13 protein-coding genes and 1 tRNA gene are annotated in these 15,532 nt (G+C 75.1%); 9 read left to right on the top strand and 5 right to left on the bottom strand.

Translation table 11 applies throughout. The annotated features are described in order from the left end of the window. Positions 1 to 9 precede the first annotated feature (9 nt). From glp to ACZ6R9_RS09195, 8 genes are all read left to right on the top strand, one after another. Positions 10 to 1,323, top strand: a complete 1,314-nt coding sequence (gene glp / locus ACZ6R9_RS09230) for a molybdotransferase-like divisome protein Glp (RefSeq protein WP_465537397.1) — start codon at positions 10 to 12, stop codon at positions 1,321 to 1,323. A gap of 116 nt (positions 1,324 to 1,439) precedes the next feature. Next, positions 1,440 to 1,877: a cyclic pyranopterin monophosphate synthase MoaC gene (gene moaC, locus ACZ6R9_RS09225; protein WP_465537700.1), complete on the top strand. Its 438-nt coding sequence runs from the start codon at positions 1,440 to 1,442 to the stop codon at positions 1,875 to 1,877. Continuing rightward, positions 1,874 to 2,362, top strand: a complete 489-nt coding sequence (locus ACZ6R9_RS09220) for a MogA/MoaB family molybdenum cofactor biosynthesis protein (protein WP_465537395.1) — start codon at positions 1,874 to 1,876, stop codon at positions 2,360 to 2,362. The genes moaC and ACZ6R9_RS09220 overlap by 4 nt, the downstream gene beginning before the upstream one ends. Further along, positions 2,359 to 2,985, top strand: coding sequence for a GNAT family N-acetyltransferase (locus ACZ6R9_RS09215; RefSeq protein WP_380479874.1), 627 nt, complete (start codon positions 2,359 to 2,361; stop codon positions 2,983 to 2,985). The genes ACZ6R9_RS09220 and ACZ6R9_RS09215 overlap by 4 nt, the downstream gene beginning before the upstream one ends. Before the next feature lie 161 nt (positions 2,986 to 3,146). Then, positions 3,147 to 4,145: a divisome protein SepX/GlpR gene (gene sepX, locus ACZ6R9_RS09210; protein WP_465537393.1), complete on the top strand. Its 999-nt coding sequence runs from the start codon at positions 3,147 to 3,149 to the stop codon at positions 4,143 to 4,145. 135 nt (positions 4,146 to 4,280) lie between these two features. Beyond that, a tRNA-Ala gene (locus ACZ6R9_RS09205) sits at positions 4,281 to 4,357 on the top strand. A 63-nt stretch (positions 4,358 to 4,420) separates the two neighbouring features. Beyond that, positions 4,421 to 7,639, top strand: coding sequence for a DEAD/DEAH box helicase (locus ACZ6R9_RS09200; RefSeq protein WP_465537391.1), 3,219 nt, complete (start codon positions 4,421 to 4,423; stop codon positions 7,637 to 7,639). Between the two features lie 113 nt (positions 7,640 to 7,752). Then, a complete protein-coding gene (locus ACZ6R9_RS09195) occupies positions 7,753 to 9,876 on the top strand; it encodes a tetratricopeptide repeat protein (RefSeq protein WP_465537389.1) in 2,124 nt (707 codons plus the stop codon). Between the two features lie 31 nt (positions 9,877 to 9,907). Here ACZ6R9_RS09195 and ACZ6R9_RS09190 read toward each other — a convergent pair whose 3' ends face one another. Next, complete coding sequence (locus ACZ6R9_RS09190; protein WP_465537387.1) at positions 9,908 to 11,185, bottom strand: hypothetical protein; 1,278 nt, start codon at positions 11,183 to 11,185, stop codon at positions 9,908 to 9,910. 98 nt (positions 11,186 to 11,283) lie between these two features. Between ACZ6R9_RS09190 and ACZ6R9_RS09185 the strand changes: the two genes are divergently transcribed. Then, entirely contained in the window at positions 11,284 to 11,640 is a 357-nt protein-coding gene (locus tag ACZ6R9_RS09185) for a hypothetical protein (RefSeq protein WP_465537385.1), read from the top strand. Between the two features lie 70 nt (positions 11,641 to 11,710). Here the strand turns inward: ACZ6R9_RS09185 and ACZ6R9_RS09180 are convergent, their stop codons facing one another. The 4 genes from ACZ6R9_RS09180 to ACZ6R9_RS09165 form a co-directional block, all read right to left on the bottom strand. Then, entirely contained in the window at positions 11,711 to 12,769 is a 1,059-nt protein-coding gene (locus ACZ6R9_RS09180) for an acyltransferase family protein (protein ID WP_465537384.1), read from the bottom strand. A 71-nt stretch (positions 12,770 to 12,840) separates the two neighbouring features. After that, positions 12,841 to 13,485: a response regulator transcription factor gene (locus ACZ6R9_RS09175; RefSeq protein ID WP_380479633.1), complete on the bottom strand. Its 645-nt coding sequence runs from the start codon at positions 13,483 to 13,485 to the stop codon at positions 12,841 to 12,843. Next, positions 13,437 to 14,714 carry a sensor histidine kinase gene (locus ACZ6R9_RS09170; RefSeq protein ID WP_465537382.1) on the bottom strand — a complete coding sequence of 426 codons (1,278 nt, stop codon included), beginning with the start codon at positions 14,712 to 14,714 and terminating at the stop codon, positions 13,437 to 13,439. Before ACZ6R9_RS09170 ends, ACZ6R9_RS09175 begins: the two co-directional genes overlap by 49 nt. Continuing rightward, positions 14,711 to 15,475 (bottom strand): lysostaphin resistance A-like protein, encoded by a 765-nt coding sequence (locus ACZ6R9_RS09165; protein ID WP_465537381.1) that lies wholly within the window; start codon positions 15,473 to 15,475, stop codon positions 14,711 to 14,713. Before ACZ6R9_RS09165 ends, ACZ6R9_RS09170 begins: the two co-directional genes overlap by 4 nt. Positions 15,476 to 15,532 lie beyond the last annotated feature (57 nt).

The raw sequence follows: 15,532 nt of genomic DNA, 5'->3' as shown, positions 1-15,532 counted from the left end.
TGTGAGGCGATGACCGGGAAGTACGACCCCTGCGGAGAGGGCGCCGGCTCCCCGGCCTCACCGCGTCTGTGGAGCGTCGACGAACACCTTGCCGACGTGCTCTTCGCGGCCACCCCGCTGCCGCCCATCGAACTGAAGCTGCTCGACGCCCAGGGCTGCCGGCTCGCCGAGGACGTGCGGGCCGGCGCCGACCTGCCGCCGTTCGACAACAGCTCGATGGACGGCTACGCGCTGCGCACCGCCGACACCGTACGGGCCACCGAGCAGTACCCGTCGGTGCTCGCCGTGGTCGGCGACATCGCCGCCGGGGCCGGAGACCTGCCCAAGGTCGGCCCCGGCCAGGCCGCCCGGATCATGACCGGCGCCCCCGTCCCGCCCGGCGCCGAGGCCGTCGCCCCGGTCGAGTGGACCGACGGCGGCACCGGCACCGGCCGGGCCGCCGAGGCGATGGGCGGCGGCGACGAGGGCGCGGAGGTGCGGGTGCTGCGCCCGGTCTCCGAGGGCGCGTTCATCCGCCGCCGCGGCAGCGACGTCACCGCCGGGGACACCGTGCTGGAGGCCGGCACCGTGCTCGGCCCCACCCAGCTCGGCCTGCTGGCCGCGATCGGCCGGGCCACCGTCCGGGTCCGCCCCCGGCCGCGGGTGGTGGTGCTCTCCACCGGCAGCGAACTCGTCCAGCCCGGCGAGCAGGCCGGCCCCGGCCGGATCCACGACTCCAACTCCTTCACCCTGACCGCCGCCGCGATCGCCGCCGGCGCCGTCGCCTATCGGGTCGGCGGCGTTCCCGACGAGGCGTCAACTCTCCGCGCGGTACTGGAGGACCAGCTCGGCCGGGCCGACCTGATCGTCACCAGCGGCGGCGTCTCGGTCGGCGCGTACGACGTGGTCAAGGAGGTGTTCGCCGACTACGCCGGCGTGGACTTCCGGCGCCTTCGGATGCAGCCCGGCAAGCCGCAGGGCTACGGCCGGATCGGCGGCGAGCGGGGCGTGCCGCTGCTCGCGCTGCCCGGCAACCCGGTGAGCGCGTACATCTCGTTCGAGTTGTTCGTCCGCCCCGTCATCCGCACCATGCTCGGCGCCCCCGACGTGCACCGCCCCGTGGTGCGCGCCGCCACCACCGCAGCGCTGCGCTCCCCGGCCGGGCGGCGGCAGTTCCTGCGCGGACGGTACCGCCCGGCGGACGGCACCGTCAGCCCGGTCGGTGGCGAAGGATCGCACCTGGTCGGGGCGCTGGCCCAGGCCGACTGTCTGATCACGGTGCCCGAGGACACCACCGCACTGCCGGCCGGCAGCCCCGTCGATGTGGTCCTTCTCACGGACTGACCCGGACGGGGCGGTACGGTAGCGCGAGATTCGCACCGTGTTACTGGAGCCCATTCGTGACCGACACACCCCCCGGCGACCGCCTCACGCACGTCGACCACACCGGCGCCGCCCGGATGGTCGACGTCTCCGAGAAGGCCACCACCACCCGGGTCGCGGTGGCGGCCGGCCGCGTCCGGGTCGCCCCCCGGGTGGTCGAGCTGCTGCGCGGCGAGGGCGTCCCCAAGGGCGACGCGCTCGCCGTCGCCCGGATCGCCGGCATCATGGGCGCCAAGCGGACGCCCGACCTGATCCCGCTCTGCCACCCGATCGCGCTCACCGGCACCACCGTCGACCTGACGGTCACCGACACCGCCGTGGAGATCACTGCCACCGTCCGCACCGCCGACCGCACCGGCGTCGAGATGGAGGCGCTCACCGCCGTCGCCACCGCCGCGCTCACCGTCATCGACATGGTCAAGGCCGTCGACAAGGCCGCCGCCATCGAGGACGTCCGGGTGCTCAGCAAGAGCGGCGGCAAGAGCGGCGACTGGGTGCGGGAGGACGCCCGATGAAGGCGCTCGCCGTCACCGTCTCCAACCGGGCCGCGGCCGGCGTGTACCAGGACAAGGGCGGCCCGCTGCTGGTCGCCGGACTGCGCGGGATGGGCTTCGCGGTCGACGGCCCGACCGTCGTCCCCGACGGCGACCCCGTCGAGGCCGTGCTGCGCGAGGCCGTCGCCGCCGGGTACGACGTGGTGCTCACCACCGGCGGCACCGGCATCTCCCCGCAGGACCTCACGCCCGAGATGACCGCCCGGGTGATCGACCGCCCGATCCCCGGCATCCCCGAGGCGATCCGCGCGTACGGCCGCGAGCAGGTGCCCACCTCGGCGCTCTCCCGCGGCCTGGCCGGCCTCGCCGGACGCACCCTGATCGTCAACCTGCCCGGCTCCACCGGCGGCGTCCGTGACGGCCTCGCGGCGCTCGCCCCGCTGCTGCCGCACGCCGTCGACCAGCTGGCCGGCGGCGACCACCCGCGACCGGGCGGTGCGCTCTGAACGCGGGCTGGCCGGTCGAACTGGCCGAGGGCGACATCGTGCTGCGGCCCATCCGCCGCCGCGACCAGGCCGAGTGGCAGGAGGTCAGCCGGCGCAACCGGGAGTGGCTGCGCCGCTGGGAGGCCACCGTCCCGCCCGCCCCGCCCGGCCGCGTCCCGCTGCCCCGGCCCACCTTCCGGCAGATGGTCCGCTACCTGCGCGCGGAGGCCGCCGCCGGCCGGATGCTGCCCTTCGTGGTGCTCTACCGGGGCCGCCTGGTCGGCCAGTTGACCGTCGGCGGGATCACCTGGGGCTCGATGTGCTCCGCCAACGTCGGCTACTGGGTGGACGAGGCGGTGGCCGGCCGCGGCATCACACCCACCGCCGTCGCGCTCGCCGTCGACCACTGCTTCCGTGACCTGGGACTGCACCGCATCGAGGTGTGCATCCGCCCCGAGAACCGGCCCAGCCGCCGGGTGGTGGAGAAACTCGGCTTCCGTGCCGAGGGAATGCGCCCCCGCTATCTGCACATCGACGGCGACTGGCGCGACCACCTGGTCTACGCGCTCACCGCCGACGAGGCCGCCGACGGGCTGCTGCGGCGCTGGCACTCTCTCAGGAGCGGGCCGACGCAGGAGAATTGAATACTTGTTCGAAATAGATATCGATATGGCATCGGCGGGCCGCCGGGGCCGGGGCGAGCCGTCACAAATACCGGCAAAATAGTCTGAGAATCAGCTTGATCGGACGACACGCCGTCCCAAATTGCTGCAGCGCCTTACCCCGCGCCCGTACCGTGTGAAACGTGAGCAGCAGCGGCCTTATCTACGCGGTCATCGTAGGGGCCTGGGCCGCCTATCTGGTGCCGATGTGGCTCCGCAGGCAGGACGAGCTCAACGAGTCGCGTCCGACGGAGCGGTTCAGTACCGCGATCCGCCTGCTGGCCGGGCGATCGGCCATGGAGCGGCGCGCGGCCCGAGCCCTCGGCGAACAGACCGCCGACCAGCAGCACCCCGCCGGGGAACCGGACGGGGCCCTTGCCGACCCCGGGGACGTCCCCACCCGGCCCTCCGGGTGGGACGGCGCCGAGGCGACCCCGGCGGAGCCCGGGAAGCCGGTCGCGACCGCCGAGCCCGCCCCTTCCGGGGCGCCGGCCGAGCCGGCCCCGGGCCGGGCCGGGAAGGCGGCCCGCGGCGAGCAGGACGAGCGGCGCTCCGCCGAGCGGCGGGCCCGCCTGCTGGCCCGGCGCCGCCGGATGGTCACCCTGCTCTTCCTCGCCTTCGCGCTCGGCGCGGTCCTCGCCGCGGTGACCGGCGTCGCCTTCCTCTGGGTGCCCGCGGTGCCGGGCATCCTGCTCACCCTCTACATCGGGCACCTGCGGCGGCTCGAACGGCAGCGCTACGAGGTCAAGTTCGACCGGGCCCGGGCCGCGCAGGCCGCCGAGCGGCTGCGGGAGCGCGAGCGGGCCCGGGCGGCGGACACCGCGACCGCGCCGCACGCCATCGACGTGCCGACCGAACCCGCGGCCCGGGCCAGCGCCCTCGCCGACGCCACCGAGCACGAGGAGTGGGTGGACGGCGTCCGGGCCCGCGCCGCGGCCGGCCCCGACTCCTGGGAGCCCGTCCCCGTCCCCCTGCCCACCTACGTCACCGCCCCCGTGGCCCCCCGGGTCACCCGCGGCCTCGACCTCGCCGCCCCGAACACCTGGGACTCCGGCCGCCCCGCCACCCCGCTGTTCGACCAGTACGGCGAGCCCGGCCACCAGGCGGCCCCTGAGTACCGCCCCCGCGCCGCCAACGAGTAGCCCGCACCCCCGGACGCCCCGCCACCACCCGTGGCCGGGGCGTTCGTGTTTCCCGGGCTTCGAACGTCCAGTCACGGCCTCCCCACGACCATGGTCATGAGTACCCCTCCAGGGGTGATAGAGTTTCTTCTTGTTGGGGCTGTGGCGCAGTCCGGTAGCGCACCTCGTTCGCATCGAGGGGGTCAGGGGTTCGAATCCCCTCAGCTCCACCAACAGAAGTCCCGTCCGGGTCACCCGGGCGGGACTTTTGCGTTGCGGCGAAACGGGAGGCGGACGTGACGGGCGGGGTCGAACAGGCGGCGGCCGTGGTGGAGTTCTGGCGGGCGGTGGAACTGTTCAGTGCTCAGGCGGTGCCGGCGCCGGACGAGAAGCAGAAGGTCTACGCGCTGGACGCCACCGGGCTGCTCCCGTGGCAGGACGGTCACTGGTTGCGGCGGACCAGGCCGGCGGTCGGGCACACCTGGCAGCACGTGGTCTACGGCGGGCTGTTTCCGCTCGCGCAGGTGCGCAACACCCTGATGGAGGTGTTCGGCCGCGACCCGGAGAGCCACGACGGGCGGCTGGACAGTCAGGGCGCGCTGTTCGCGCTCACCGTGGACGACTTCGGGTCGGTGCTGCCCGACTCCGCGGTCATCTCGACCTGCGGGTGGGCGGTCGGCCGGGCGCTGACCCGGGACGTGAACCGTCCGGGCTGGCTGGACGGCTTCCCCGAGGACGAGGCCGAGTGGCTGGGCCGCGCCGCCCGGCTGGGGCGCCGGCCCGGGGACGCCGAGGAGCCGGCGGAGCCGCAGGAGGTCGCCGAGGAGCCGCAGGAGGACGCCGACCGCCTGGTGGTGGACGCGGCGGACCTGCTCGGCTTCGTCGGGGACCTCGCGCAGGCCTGGCGGGTCGAACGCGGCCTCGCCCCGGCCGGTCTGCGGATCCGCAGCGTGCAGGTGCGCAAGGACCGTGCGCAGGACGCGGACCAGCAGGACTTCCTGAACAGCTTCATCGCCGCCGACCTGGCGCGCGTCGCGAAGGCCCTCGGTACCCGTCGCCCGGGCCGCGCGCTGGCCGAGTACCTGACCCCGGCGGCGGAGCGGAACACCGCCGCCAGGATCGACCTGCGGGAACACCCCGAGGTCGCGCTGCGTCAGGTCGAGCCCGAGCGGTCGCCCGCGGGGCGCTGGCCGGCTGCGGCCAAGTATCCGCTGGCGCTGAGTCAGCAGTTCGCGGTCAACACGATCAGGGCCGAACTGACGTCCGCCGGGGGCGTGTTCTCGGTGAACGGCCCGCCCGGCACCGGCAAGACCACCATGCTGCGCGACGCGATCGCCGACCGGGTGGTCGAGCGGGCCCGGGCGCTGGCCGCGCTGCGCCTGCCGTCCGAGGCGTTCCTGGGCACGCCGCTGGTGTGGAAGAGCGGCGAGTACACCCGCAAGGTGGTGCCGCTGCGGCCCGAGCTGACCGGATTCGAGATGGTGGTCGCCTCGGCCAACAACGGCGCCGTGGAGAACATCTCCAAGGAGATCCCGGCGCGGGCCGCGCTGGCCCCGCAGTGGCGCGAGGACGCGGACTACTTCGCCGAACAGGGCACCCGCCTGCTCAAGGGCACACCGGCCTGGGGGACGGTCGCCGCGCACCTCGGCAACAAGTCCAACCGGATCGCCTTCGTCAACCGGCTCTGGCACGGCAAGTACCTGCCCGACGACCCGACGCTGCCGCAGGCCCCCGACCTGCCGCCGGTCAAGGGCACGGGCTGGCAGGACACCGGGCAGGGCCTGTCGCACCTGCTGTCCGGGTACCGGAGCGAGTCGCAGCAGGGGGTGTGGAAGGACGCCAAGGAACGGTTCGTCCGGGCGCTGTCCGAGGTGGAGCGCCTGGTCGCCGAGCGGGCGGCCTGCGCCACGGCGCTCCGCGGGGCCCCCGACGCCCTGGACCGGGTCGCCCGGGCGGAGCGGGAGACCGGCGCCGCTGCCGGGCTGCGTGACCGCAGCCGGCAGGAGGCGGGTGCGGCGGAGAGCGCGGCGCGGGACGCCCAGGGGCACCTGGACGGGGTGTCCGAGCTGCGGCAGGCCCACCACGTGCGGCGCCCGGGCCTGGTGGACGCCCTGGTCACCATGGGCCGGGCCGCGCGCGAGTGGAACGCCCTCGACCAGCAGCACGCCGCACGCGAGCGGCTGGCGCTGGAACAGGCCGACGCGGCGCACTCCCGGCATCGGCAGGCCGCCGACGCGGCGGCGCGGGCCGAGGACGCGTACGGGCGGCTGACGGCCGGTCTGCAGCAGGCCCGGGCGGACGCCGACGCGATGCGGGAGGCGGCCGAGTCGGGGCGCAAGCGCTGGGGCGGGCACGTTCCCGATCCGGCGGTGGACGACGAGGAGGCCCGCGAACTGTCCTCGCCCTGGGCCGACGAGGAGATCTCCGCGGCCCGCACCGAGGTCTTCCTGGCCGCCCTCGGCCTGCACAAGGCCTTCCTGAGGTGCACGGCCCGGACCATGCTGGAGAACCTGCGCGCCGCGATGGACGTGGTGCGCGGGGCCGCCCCGGGATCCGTCCCCGAGGAGGCCCGGCTGGCGGCCTGGCAGAGCCTGTTCCTGGTGGTGCCGGTGCTGTCCACCACCTTCGCGTCGCTGGACCGGGTGTTCACCGGTCTCGGCCCCGAGGCGCTCGGCTGGCTGTTCATCGACGAGGCGGGCCAGGCGAGCCCGCAGATGGCGGTCGGCGGCCTGTGGCGGGCCCGCCGGGCCGTCGTGGTCGGCGATCCGCTCCAGCTGGAGCCCGTGGTGACCGTCCCGTTCACCGCGCAGCAGGCGCTGCGCGGGCAGTACGGCGTGGCCGAGGAGTGGCTGCCGGGCTGGACCTCCGTCCAACAGGTGGCCGACCGGGCCACCCGGTACGGCACCACGCTGCCGGCCGAACTCCCCGACGGGTCGCAGCAGGTCTGGGTCGGCGCCCCGCTGCGGGTGCACCGCCGGTGCGAGAACCCGATGTTCACGGTCAGCAACGTGATCGCCTACGACGGCCTGATGGTCAACGGCACCCACTACCCCGAGCCGTACGCCTACGGCCCGCGCAGTTCCTGGGTGCACGTCGGCTCCGCGCGTTCCGAGGGGCACTGGATCCCGGACGAGGGGCTGGCGCTGCGGAAGATGCTCGAAAAACTCCAGGAACACGGGATCGACCTGGACCAGGAGGCGTACGTCATCAGCCCGTTCCGGGCCGTCGTCGACGGGGCCCGGCGGACGGCCCGGCCGCTCATGAAGGGGGACCGGGTCGGCACCGTCCACACCACCCAGGGCAAGGAGGCGAACGTGGTCATCCTCGTGCTCGGCACCGACCCGCGCTCACCCGGCGCCCGCGAGTGGGCGGCGAAGCGGCCCAACCTGCTGAACGTGGCGGTCAGTCGGGCCAAGCGGCGGCTGTTCGTGATCGGCAACCACGAGCTCTGGACGCCGCAACGGTTCTTCACCGACCTGGGTGACCGGCTGCCCCGCCACGACTGGGGGGAGTGACCGGGCGGGCCGGGAAGGCATGCTGACGGAGGGTGGTGTGCAGGCTACCGTTGGGCGCGTCGGGTGGAGTGGGCGGAGGTCGCGGTCTTCGCGCACGGTTCTGAGGGGTGGGCATGATCGATCCGCTGTCGGTCTCGGCGGTCACGGGGGTGCTGGCCGCGGTCGGGTCGGCGATGGCCGGGGAGGCCGGGAAGTGGGCGTGGGAGTCGATCGGCAACCTGGCCCAGCGGGTGACCGGACGTCAGCTCACGGCGCCCGCCGGGGCCGAGGAACGCGAGGAGCTCGCCCGGCTGCTGGTCGAGGGGGCGCGCAAGGACCCCGCGCACGCCCGGGCGCTGGCCGCCTGGCTGACCGGTCTGGCCGACCGGGAGGGCACGGCAGCCGATGCGGCGCCGCGGCTGCTGCCGGTCTCCACCCGGTACTTCACCGACCGCAAGGGGCCGCTCGCCGCACTCGACAAGGAAGCCGGCCGCAAGCCCGACGGCCGGCCCCGGCAGGTGCTGCTGCACGGCCCGGACGGCATCGGCACCAGCGCGGTGGCGATCCACTGGGGAGGGCGGGAGACCCACCGGTTCCCCGACGGGCAGCTGTACGCCGACCTGCGCGCCGCCGGACCGCAGGGCGCCGCCGACCCGGCGACCGTGCTGCGCCGCTTCCTGCAACGGCTCGGCGTACCCGCCGACCAGCTGCCCGCCACCGTCGAGGACCGGGCCGAACGCTTCGGTCAACTGCTGGCCGGGCGACGGCTGCTGGTCGTCCTCGACCACGCGCACTCGGCCGCCCAGGTGCGGCCGCTGCTCACCGCCGCACCCGGCGTGGTCACCCTCATCACCGCGCGCCGCCCGCTGGCCGGGCTGGACGCGCTGAACATCCCCGTCGGCCCGCTCGCCGACAAGGACGCCCGCCGGCTGCTCACCGACCTGGCCGGCAAACACGCCGTCAGCGCCGCCAAGGCCACCCTGCCCGGGGTGCTGGAACGCTGCGCCGGATCGCCGTTCGCGCTGCGCGCCGCCGCCCCCGTACTGGGCGAGGCCGCGCCCCGGGCCCTCGCCGGGCAGGTCTTCGCCGACCCCGTGGAGGCCGCGACGGCCGACCGGTACGCCCGCCTCACGCCGAACAGCGCTCTGGTGTACCGCAGTTGCGCGCTGCGCCAGTGGCCCGCGATCGGCCCCGGCGCCGCCGCGGCCGCCACCGGACTGACCGAGGCGGAGGCCGTCGAGGCACTGGACGAACTGGCCGCCGCCGGACTGCTGGAGACCGCGCTCGACGGCCGCCACCGCTACCGCCCGGCCGTCCGCCGGCACGCCGAGGCGGCGGCGGTGCGGGAGGACGGCCTCGCGGCCTGCACCGCTGCCGTGCGGCGCACCGTCGAGCACTACCTGCGCCTCGCCGTCCGGGCCGACCACGCGGCGCTCCCGCAGCGCTGGCACCTCGGCCCGCTGTACGCGGAGCTCGGCCCGGACGGCTACCCCGACGAGGCCGCGGCGCTGGCGGCACTCGGGGCGGAGCTGCCCAACCTGGTGGAAGCCGTGTGCGCCGCCGAGGAGTTCGCCGCGCCCGAGGTGGTCTGCCAGCTGGTCGAGGCGCTGTGGGCGGTCCAGCTGAAGGCCGGGCGGCACGACGAGCTGCTGCCCGCGCTGCGCGCCGGTGCGCGGGCCGCGTCCGCTGCCGGAGCTTCGACGGCGGCCCGGATGCACGTCCAACTCGCGCTGGCGCTCACCGAGTTGCAGGAGTTCGGCGAGGCCGAGCAGCAGCTGGTACTGGCCGCAGACGTCGAACGGGCGGACGGTCACCTGCGCGGGCAGGCCACCGCCGTGGAGACGCTCGGGCTGCTGAGGCTCCGCCAGTGGCGCTGGGCCGAGGCACTGGAGTGCTTCGACCGGGCCGTCGGACTGCTCGACGGCATCGGGGACGGTGACAGCGGACAGGCCGACCTGCCCCGGGCCCGCGCCCTGCTCGGCCGGCACCGCGGCCGGGCGCTGCGCGGACTGGGCCGGTTCGAGGAGGCCCGGGCGTCGATCGAGCAGGCGGTGGCGTTCTTCCGCGGCACGGGGGAGGGGTACAACCTCGCCCGCGCGCTCACCGACCTGGCCCAGACGCTCATCGACCAGGGGCACGGGCCGCAGGCGCTGCCGCTGCTGGACGAGGCCGGGGTACTGCTGGAGCGCGGCGGCGCGGTGTTCCACCTGATGCCGCTGGCGGTGCTGCGCTCGCTGTGCGGGGACGAGGGCGAGTGACCGTCGCCCGGTGAGTCGGGGCCGCTGCGCGTCAATGGAACTGAGTGACCGTCACCCGGTGAGCCGCCCCGCCGGTGCGGACGGTCAGCGACGGTGCGGTCGGGCCCAGGGCGAGCAGGGCGGAGGCGGCGGTGGCCGGGTCGAGGCCGTCGGGGGTGGTGGTCAACTCCACGGCCGCGCCGGAGCGGTGGCGTGCCGTGCAGGTGGTCGGGCCGGTGATCTGGACGGCCAGGGTGCAGGCGCGGTGACGGCGCAGGGTGCGTTCGGCCCAGGCGAGCGGCGGGTCGAGGCGTGGGTCGTCGGGGGAACCGTGGCGGAGGATGACGTCGGCGAGGGCCAGGGTTCCCGGGTCCAGGGTGTCCTCGTGCACGACCAGCTGGGCGGTGCCGGGGCCCTCCGGCTCGTAGCGGGGGCCGGCGAAGCGGCGTATCCCGACCGTGCCGTCCGCGCGGGGGTGAGCCAGGACCCGGACGGGCGCCGTCACCACGGGCGGCTGATGGGCGGGCAGGGGCAGCAGGTCGAGCAGGGCGGGTGCGGGCGGCTCGGGGAGGTCGAGGAGGCGGTGGAACAGGGCGCGCAGCAGCCCGGCGGACTCGCCCGGGCGGGAGCTGGTCAGCTCGGCCGGTCCGGCGGGCACCGCACCCCGGGCGAGCAGGTCCGCCAGCTGCGGGGCGAGCGGCGCGTGCGGATCGAGCTTTGGGGCCTCCCGGACGAACTCGGCGACCTGTGAGCCGTCGTCGAGGACGGACGTACCGGCGGCTGCCAGCACCACCGGGGTGCCCAGCGCCGCCGCGTAGTAGCTCACCGAGCCGAAGTCGCCGATCACGGCGTCCGCGGCGATCAGTGCCTGCCGCCAGTCCGCTACCGGGTCGATCAGGGTCGCCCCCGCCCGGCGGGCGCCGTCGAGCCAGAGCCGGACCTGGCCGGGACCGTGGCCGTGCCACACGTTGGGGTGCAGCACCACGGCGACCCGGTACTCGTCCAGCGGCAGCTCGGGCAGCCGGGAGAGCAGCAGCGGCAGGACGTCCTCCGCGCCGCCGTCGCCGAACAGGGAGGTCGGGTTCCAGGTCGAGTTGAGGACGATCAGGCGCTGGTTCGGCCGGACGCCGAAGGCCCGGCGGAACGCGTCGCGGCGGGGGCGGGCCGCGAGGATGCGGTCGAAGCACGGGTCACCGCCGAGAACCGCCGTGTGGGCCGCCTCCGGGCAGGCCGCCGCGAGACGGTCGAGCTGGTCGGGGTGGGACAGCACCAGCGCATCGGCGACCGGAACCCCGTCGTGGAGCAGCCACTCGCGCGACAGTCCGAACACCGGCGCCCCGGCCCCCGACTCCCCGGTGTCCGGTGTCCGGTGTCCGGTGTCCGGTGTCCGGTGTCCGGTGTTGCCAGCTTCTTATTGTAGCCAACGCCGTGCGAAAGGACGATCAACTGGCTTTTGAGCTCGTGGAGTTGACCGCCGAAGCTGGCCGAGATCGCCAACTCGGGAGCGAGGTCGAGGGCCTGCTCCCAGGGGACGACCGGGATGCCCAGGGCGTGGAGGAGTTCGGGCAGGCCGAAGCGGAACGGGGAGCTGCCCGGGCAGGTGGCCAGCAGTTGGATGCGCAGATCGTCGCGGAACAGGCCGACCACGTCGAGCAGCCGGGTCGCCGAGGTGACGTTGTGCGCCACCAGCAGGACCCGCCGGCATTCGCCCCGGGTGGTCCACCGGGCGGAGTCGTCGCCGACCGGCACCCTGATCCACTCGCCCAGCAAGCCGTTCCTCCGTGATCGTTCCACCACCGCCCCGGCAGCTTAGCGATCACCGGCGGGCGGCGGACCGGCTTCCGGAGGCGAACGGCTACCGGCGCAGCAGCAGGCCGAGCCGCGGGGCGAGCAGCGGCCGCAGCAGGCGGGTCACCGGGGGAGTGGAGAGCAGCAGGGTGAGCGCGGCGGCCCCGGCGGTGAGGGCGAGTTGGCCCGCCGGGGAGGCGAGGAAGGCCCCGTCGTAGGCGCCCCGGTGGACCAGGATGAGCTGGAGGAAGGGGTGGACCAGGAAGGCGGACGGGCCCGCCGCGCCGAGCGTCGTGAACCAGGCGTGCCGGGTGGGCGTGAGGGCGAGGAAGGCCGTGCCGAGCACCGCCCCGGCGATGCCCAGGGCCAGCGAGAGGGCCGCCCAGTGCAGGTACCCGGAGTGCAGGCCGGCGGCGCTCGTGCTGCGGTACAGCCAAGCGGCGTCCAGGCGTGGCACCGCCCAGTACGCGGCGACGGCGGCGAGCGCGAACAGCGGAACGGCCGCGATCCGCAGGGCGCGGTGGCCGCGCAGGGCGAGGACCCGGTCGCGGTCGAGGGTGAGGCCGGCGACGAAGAACGGCAGGAACTGGAGGGTCCGGCCGATCGACAGCTGCGGGGTGAGCGGGAGGGCCCCGGCGAGCAGCGCGATCGCGACGGCGACGGTGACCGGCGCGCGCAACTGCCGCCACAGCGGTGCGCTCAGCCGCCACAGGAACAGCGACAGCAGGAACCAGGTGACCCAGGCGGGGGTGAGCAGGTCCAGGCGGAACGGCCGGCCGTCCAGCCACACCGTGAATCCGCCGAGCAGCGTGGTCCACAGCAGGTAGGGCGCCAGCACGCCGCCGATCAGCCGGTCGACCTGGCCAGGCCGGGCGGTGAAGGAGCGGGAGAACCAGCCGGAGACGAACACGAACACCGGCATGTGGAAGGCGTACACCAGCAGGTACGCCGCGTGCACCGCCCGGTGCCCGGGCTGCCGGGCCAGCGGCTCCCAGAAGTGCCCGCAGACCACCAGGACCAGGGCCAGCAGCTTGGCGTTGTCGAAGAACGCCTCCCGGGCCCGGCCGCCTCGGCCCGCACCGGCGGTGGGCGGCAGTGGCGGCGCGGGTGACGGTTCGGCGAGCAAGGGGGAACTCCGGGCTCGGCGGGCGGCGGACCCTCAGGACTCTACGAGCCCGACCGCCCGGCGCCGGGGCATCAGCGCTTCAGATAGGCGAGCACGGCCAGCACCCGGCGGTTGGCGTCCGGAGTGTTGTCGATCCGGAGCTTGCCGAAGATCGCGGCGGTGTGCTTGGCCACCGCGCTCTCGCCGATGTGCAGTTCGGCCATCACGGCGGCGTTGGAGCGTCCCTCGGCCATCAGGCGCAGCACGTCGAGTTCGCGGGGCGACAGGTCGGCGGTGGTGCCGCGGGCGGTGGAGCGGGCCATCAGACGGGCGATCACCTGCGGGTCCATCACGGTGCCGCCGGAGGCGACGGTGCGGACGGCGTCGATGAACTGCGCGGTGTGGGTGACCCGGTCCTTGAGCAGGTAGCCGACCGCGCCCTGCCCGTCGGCGAGCAGCTCCTGCGCGTACAGCTGCTCCACGTACTGGGACAGCACCAGCACCGGCAGACCGGGGCGTTCGCGGCGGACGGTGAGCGCGGCCTGCAGGCCCTCGTCGGTGTGGGTGGGCGGCAGGCGGATGTCGACGACGGCCACGTCGGGGCGCAGCTCGCGCAGGGCGCGCAGCAGTTCGGGGCCGTTGTCGACGGCGGCGACGACCTCGAAGCCGTGTTCGGTGAGGGTGCGGCTCAGGCCGTCACGGAGGAGGAAGAGGTCTTCGGCGAGGACGACGCGCACGGGAGCTCCAGGGTCGCGGTGGTCGGTCCGCCCGGCGGGCTGACCAGGGCGAGGGTGCCGTCGAAGGCGGCCAGTCGGCGGCGTACCCCGGCCAGGCCGCTGCCGCCGGACGGGTCGGCGCCGCCGCGGCCGTCGTCGGTGACGGTGGCCCGCAGCAGGCCGTCGGCGCAGCGCAGCCGGATCCGTACGGTGCTGCCGCCGGAGTGCTTGCCCGCGTTGGCGAGCAGTTCGGCGATCGCGAAGTAGGCGGCGCCCTCGACGGCGGCGGGCAGCCGGCCGGGCAGGTCGGCGTCCACCTCGACGTCCAGGAAGGCGTCCAGGGCGAGCGAGCGGACGGCGTCGGGCAGGCCGCGGTCGGCGAGCACCGGCGGGAGGATGCCGTGCACGAGGTCGCGCAGTTCCTGCAGGGCCCGCTCGGAGCTGGCCCGGACCTCGCCGAGCAGCCGGCGGGCGGCGGCCGGGTCGCTGTCGACCAGCCGGTCGGCCTGGTCGAGGGTCAGGCCGAGGGCGACCAGCCGGGCCTGCGCGCCGTCGTGCAGGTCGCGTTCGATCCGGCGCAGTTCGGCGGCCTGGGTGTCGAGGGCGTCGGCGCGGCTGTCCGTCAGCTGACCGATCCGGCGCTCCAGCCGGGTCGCGTACGGGTCGCCCAGCAGGCGGCCGGTCCACTCGCCGTAGCGGACCAGCACCCGGACGGCCAGCCACAGGCCCGCCGCGACGAAGGCCAGGCCGAGCGCGGCGGCGGTGAGCGCGGTGGCGGTGGACTCCACCGGGACGAAGGCGTACCAGTTGTCCGGGCCGAGGTACTGCCAGATGAACGGCTGCACCAGCGCGCCGAACAGGCCGAAACCGACCAGCGTCGGCGGGACGGCGACCAGCAGGCCGGTGGTCCACGGGCCGAAGCAGCACCAGGCGAGGTCGCGCCAGAACGCGTGGGAGCCGAGCACCGCCACCGCCCGGCCGGTGACGGTCGGGGCGGCGGGCAGCGGTTCGGGCGGGTCGATCACGGTGCCCGTCCAGCGGGCGGTGCGGTCGCGTTCGCGGTCGCTGCCGCGGCGCAGCAGGCCGGCCGCGGACGGCAGCAGCAGCAGACCCAGGCCGACCGGCAGCAGCATCAGCGCGCCGAGCACCGCGAGCGAGCGCAGGGACGTCACCAGGGCGTCCAGGGACAGTCGTTGGCACCGGCCGAGAGCGACCAGTGGTCCCGGGATGCGCATCTGTCGGTCCGTCATGTCGTCGCGAGCCTATCCGTACGGGCCGGGCGGCGGTCGGCCAGGACCCAGGGCAGCGCGACCAGCACGCCCGCCGCGCCGAACAGCAGCATCGGCTCCACCGCGCCGGACTCCTCGTCCAGGAACAGCAGCATGCCCAGGTTCACCAGGGTGTGGAAGCCGCCGGCGAGCAGCAGCCGGTGGGCGCCGATCCGCTCCCAGGCCAGGCCGAGCAGCACCGACATGGCGATCGTCGCCGCCAGGAACCCGGCCGCGTACGCCGGGGCCTGCGCGAACACCTGCACATGCCAGCAGCCCCAGAGGAGGCCGACCGCGGCGGACGAGCCGAGCGGCCCGAAACGGGTGCGCAGCAGTGGCTGCAGCAGGCAGCGCCAGCCGATCTCCTCGCCGCACGCGCCGACCAGTTGGGCCACCACGATCACCCCGAACGGGGCGGCCAGCGAACCCGGGTCGCGCACCGGGACGCTGCCGTGCAGCAGCAGCGCGCCGGCCACCGCCAGCGCGGTGATCGCCAGGGCGCTGAGCAGCAGCGGCCCGCGCGGGCCGCGCGCCCCGCCGGCCGTCAGCAGGCCCCACACCTGCGACGGCCGCATCAGGGCGACCGCGGCCACGCCCAACGCCGGGCCGAACTGGGTCAGTTGGAGGACTTCGTCGGGCAGTCCGGTGAGCGGCTGGACGGCGCCCAGCAGGCCGGCGGCCGGAAAGGCCACCGCGAGGAAGAGCGCGGCGGGGCCGAACCAGCCGGTCCGGGTGTTGCGCATGGGAGTTCGCCTCTCGGTCGGGATCGTCCTGTCACCCATGACGATCCCGGGTGGGGC

It is taken from the genome of Kitasatospora sp. NPDC048662 (genome assembly GCF_055587065.1).
This window is presented reverse-complemented; position numbering and strand designations above follow the sequence as displayed.

Coding starts and splice junctions, on each gene's coding strand:
- ACZ6R9_RS09220 (WP_465537395.1), top strand. CDS start 1,874: ATGAAGGCGCTCGCCGTCACCGTCTCCAACCGGGCCGCGGCCGGCGTG.
- ACZ6R9_RS09165 (WP_465537381.1), bottom strand. CDS start 15,475: ATGCGCAACACCCGGACCGGCTGGTTCGGCCCCGCCGCGCTCTTCCTC.
- ACZ6R9_RS09170 (WP_465537382.1), bottom strand. CDS start 14,714: ATGACGGACCGACAGATGCGCATCCCGGGACCACTGGTCGCTCTCGGC.
- glp (WP_465537397.1), top strand. CDS start 10: ATGACCGGGAAGTACGACCCCTGCGGAGAGGGCGCCGGCTCCCCGGCC.
- ACZ6R9_RS09195 (WP_465537389.1), top strand. CDS start 7,753: ATGATCGATCCGCTGTCGGTCTCGGCGGTCACGGGGGTGCTGGCCGCG.
- moaC (WP_465537700.1), top strand. CDS start 1,440: ATGGTCGACGTCTCCGAGAAGGCCACCACCACCCGGGTCGCGGTGGCG.